The sequence below is a fragment of the Bacteroidales bacterium genome (assembly GCA_021157585.1).
In the GTDB taxonomy this organism is placed as follows: domain Bacteria; phylum Bacteroidota; class Bacteroidia; order Bacteroidales; family UBA12170; genus UBA12170.
Window position 1 is genome coordinate 1 of record JAGGWH010000041.1, and the last position, 3,700, is coordinate 3,700.

The window sequence follows — 3,700 nt, forward strand, 5'->3', positions numbered from 1 at the left end:
ATATTATCTATATTTTTACTATAAATAGTATTATATGAAATAAGTGTAATTGCTTTTGTTTGACCGGGTAAACTATAGGCAACAAAGGATATTCCTTTATCAAACAACATTCGATGTAGCTGACTAAGAGATCCTTTCATCTATTTTAAAAGAATAAAATTTGTAAGACGGGCTGTAGAAACTAAATTGCCATCTTCATCTTTAATTTGAATATCCCAAATATGAGTATTTTTCCCAACATGAATAGTTCGTGCTTCGCCAAAAACCCAACCGCTTTTAACTGCTTTTATATGATTAGCTGTAATTCCCGCACCTCTTACCTCAACATTTTTATCGGCCATTAAAACTGCCGAGCCTATACTCCCTATGGTTTCAGCCAGAGCCAAACTTGCACCACCATGCAATATCCCAAAAGGCTGACGTGTACGTTCATCAACAGGCATTTTAGCTTTTATATAGCCGGGCTCAACAATCATATACTCTATTCCCAGCACTTCCATCATTGTGCCTTTACTGGTTTTATTTATTTGCTCAAGTGAAATTTCCATCATCATCAAATATTATTCTTTCAAGCAAAAATAAACTTAATACCAATAATAACCCTAAATATCAAATAGAAATACTTATTGATATGTAAGAAAATGTACTTTTGCTAAAATTTTATGATGACATCCGAAGAGAAAATAAAATTAAAAGCACTAATAGAAAGCAAGATTAAACGGTTAAACCGACAAATAATCGATTTAAAAGAGCTTACCAAACCTATTGAACCCGATTGTGCTATTGGTACAGTGAGTAGAATGGACGCAATAAATAACAAAAGCATAAACGAAGCAGGATTACGCAAAAAGCAAGAACAACTTAAAGGATTAAGACATACTCTCTCTATTTTCGATCAAGATGAACTTGAACATTGTAGTGTTTGTGGCGAGATTATTCCTATTGGACGTTTATTTATTATGCCCGAAAGCAGAAAATGCGTACGCTGTGCAGCATTAAGTGATTAATAAATCCTACATGCTTACTTGTCTGTTACCTCCTCTTTATTACCTTTGCTAAAGTCAAAAAAAGATCAAATTGAAAAAAATTAGTTGGCTTATATCACTTATCGTTTTTCTTGGGGTTTTCTCCTCCTGCTTGAAAAACGAAATATGCAGTCCGGTAGCCATAGAACTACAAGCCGGCATTTATACATACGCAGAAACGGATGGTATAGTAGATACGGTAGCTACAAAAATTGATATTGACTCCATCTTTGGTATTTCAAATGAAAACAATAATCTGCTTATTAATACAAGCGATACGGAACTAATCAGCTTTCCGTTGAATGATTCCATCAATAAAAGCAGCTTTGTTTTAAACTTTGGTCTTATAAAAGATACCATACATTTTACTTATGATAAGCATTTGCTTTTCCGTTCAGTAAAATGCGGTGTTTCATACACTTACACAATTACAAATATTGATTATACTACTAATTTTTTACAAGATATTATTTTAAGCAATCCGGAAATAGATGTCATTTCAACTGAAAATATTCAATTGGTTTTTTAGCTTTCTCTTGCTAATATCAAGCTCTGCACTTGCACAAGAAAATGTTGCAGGAACTGATGAGGACAGACTAAAAAAATCTGAAGAACCAATACAAAAAGGCGAGCCTAAAAAGCAAAAAGTTTTTTTTGAACGCGATCTTAAATTTGGTTGGGATATGAGTAATCTATTAGTCGGAGCCTTATCATCATCGAGAACAGGCATTGATTTTTCAGTTGATTATTCACTTAAGAAAGATTTGTATGGAATTATAGAAGCCGGAATAAACAGTTATAATGAGACTAGTGACGAAATGGATTATATTTCAGAAGGAACTTATTTCAGATTAGGAGCAGATTTTAAGATGAATAAAAAAGAGTTGAATCCAAGTCGTGATATCTTTTACTTAGGACTTCGTTATGCTTTTGCTTCTTTTGAGCAAAGACTTGAGAACTATCAGATGTATTCTGATTATTGGCCAAATGCAAGCGGCGATAACGTTAGCTTTAACAGTCAGGCACATTGGGCAGAAGCCATAGCCGGTTTTAAAGTTGAAATTATAAAAAATATTTATTTGGGTTTAGGATTACGATTCAAATTTATGATTGTTCAAACAGGTGATAAGACTTTAAAACCAGCACCTTATATTCCAGGTTTCGGAAAAAGTGCAGACGCTATTATAGTTGGATTCAACTACAATATTTATTATAACTTACCCATTAATTATTCCAAAAAAACTTCAAAACGTGCAAAATAAAATCTCATTATATTATCGACTAATATTATTCTTAACTATTATAAGTCCGGGGATTATATTTGCTCAAACCGATGATACATATCCAAAACAAATGGGATTTGGAATAAAAACCGGCATCACATATAGCGGCCTGATTATTGGTATTCCTATCCAGCAAATGAATGCAGGTATAGAACCCGGCTTTGGCTTAATTTTTAGTTATATCGATAAAAAAACCGTTGGGATACAGTTAGAGCTCAACTATATTTCAAAAAGCTGGGAAGAAAATCCTAGTGGTGATTATCTTTTTAAGTCCCAATTAAATTATATTGAATTCCCTATGCTAACCACTCTTCATTTTGGAAACCGATTAAAATTTATAGTTAATTTTGGCCCCTATATCTCCGTTCTTCTTAAAGAAGAATCGAGCCATAATGTAGACCAAACATCGAACTATTTTGAATTCTACGAAAAAAGAGCTCCTCGCAAAGGCGATTTTGGAATATGCGGTGGAGCAGGACTGCGATATCAAAGTAAACTTGGTTTATTTCAACTCGAAGCTCGCTATACTTACGGCTTTCAGAATATTTACGATCCCGAAAAAACTAATATCGATTATTCTAATATGACTAGCATAGGCGTCTTTTTAAGCTATCAATTCTTATTTGCTAATGGCCATTAAAGCTTCCATTCTTTTATTCGATTTGGACGGCACCTTGACTGATCCAAAAGAAGGAATTATAAACTCCATACATTATGCGCTAAAGAAAAAGGGCATTATCGAGAATCAGCCTGAGGAATTACTAAATTTTATTGGCCCTCCCCTACATTTTTCGTTTCAAAATCGCTATCACCTAAGCGATGATGAAACCATTGAGATGGTGCGTATCTTTCGGGAGTATTTTGCAGAAAAAGGCATTTTTGAGAATTCCCTCTATTCTGGAATTCCCGAACTTTTAAAAGCGCTTAAAAAGCAAAAAAAAATCATTTCTCTTGCTACTGCGAAACCAACTCATTTTGCAAAACAAGTGTTGGATCATTTTCAACTTTCTGATTATGTAGATTTTATCGCCGGAGCAAATACTGATGGCAGCAGAACCGATAAAAAAGAGATTGTAGCCTATGCCAAAGAAATTACGGGAAACAAGGCTGATGCAGAATACCTTATGATTGGCGATAGAGAATATGACATTATGGGTGCTCATTTTAATCAGATTGAAGCTTGTTGGGTTAGCTATGGATATGGCGAAGAATCCATTGTGATACAAGAAAAGCCAGAATATGTTTGCGAATCTGTTTCTGAATTAGCGAACCTTTTACTATAAATGAATCACTCTACGAGGGTTTAAAACCCTCGTAGAGTTAAGTTTGCTTTAATCCAACAAAAGTGCGTTAAACAAGAATTTATAAACGCCGCTTGTAGAAGATCTAAAC

General features: G+C 34.0%; 6 protein-coding genes. 5 read left to right on the plus strand and 1 reads right to left on the minus strand.

Annotation, left to right across the window (positions count from 1 at the left end; genetic code table 11):
* Positions 1 to 140 precede the first annotated feature (140 nt).
* A complete protein-coding gene (locus J7K39_02785; GenBank protein MCD6178808.1) occupies positions 141 to 554 on the minus strand; it encodes a hotdog fold thioesterase in 414 nt (137 codons plus the stop codon).
* Between the two features lie 108 nt (positions 555 to 662).
* Here J7K39_02785 and J7K39_02790 point away from each other — a divergent pair, with 108 nt between their 5' ends.
* The 5 genes from J7K39_02790 to J7K39_02810 all read left to right on the plus strand — a co-directional run bounded on the left by J7K39_02790 (position 663) and on the right by J7K39_02810 (position 3,591).
* On the plus strand, positions 663 to 1,007 hold the full coding sequence (locus J7K39_02790) for a TraR/DksA C4-type zinc finger protein (protein MCD6178809.1): 345 nt from the start codon (positions 663 to 665) through the stop codon (positions 1,005 to 1,007).
* A 70-nt stretch (positions 1,008 to 1,077) separates the two neighbouring features.
* On the plus strand, positions 1,078 to 1,554 hold the full coding sequence (locus J7K39_02795; protein ID MCD6178810.1) for a hypothetical protein: 477 nt from the start codon (positions 1,078 to 1,080) through the stop codon (positions 1,552 to 1,554).
* A complete protein-coding gene (locus J7K39_02800) occupies positions 1,517 to 2,287 on the plus strand; it encodes a hypothetical protein (GenBank protein ID MCD6178811.1) in 771 nt (256 codons plus the stop codon). The genes J7K39_02795 and J7K39_02800 overlap by 38 nt, the downstream gene beginning before the upstream one ends.
* A complete protein-coding gene (locus J7K39_02805; protein MCD6178812.1) occupies positions 2,277 to 2,948 on the plus strand; it encodes a PorT family protein in 672 nt (223 codons plus the stop codon). The genes J7K39_02800 and J7K39_02805 overlap by 11 nt, the downstream gene beginning before the upstream one ends.
* Positions 2,938 to 3,591 carry an HAD hydrolase-like protein gene (locus J7K39_02810; protein MCD6178813.1) on the plus strand — a complete coding sequence of 218 codons (654 nt, stop codon included), beginning with the start codon at positions 2,938 to 2,940 and terminating at the stop codon, positions 3,589 to 3,591. The genes J7K39_02805 and J7K39_02810 overlap by 11 nt, the downstream gene beginning before the upstream one ends.
* Positions 3,592 to 3,700: the final 109 nt, after the last annotated feature.

Bases quoted from the DNA above. Each gene is read 5' to 3' on its own strand.
- J7K39_02790 (MCD6178809.1), top strand. From the start codon at position 663: ATGATGACATCCGAAGAGAAAATAAAATTAAAAGCACTAATAGAAAGC.
- J7K39_02800 (MCD6178811.1), top strand. From the start codon at position 1,517: ATGTCATTTCAACTGAAAATATTCAATTGGTTTTTTAGCTTTCTCTTG.
- J7K39_02810 (MCD6178813.1), top strand. From the start codon at position 2,938: ATGGCCATTAAAGCTTCCATTCTTTTATTCGATTTGGACGGCACCTTG.
- J7K39_02785 (MCD6178808.1), bottom strand. From the start codon at position 554: ATGATGATGGAAATTTCACTTGAGCAAATAAATAAAACCAGTAAAGGC.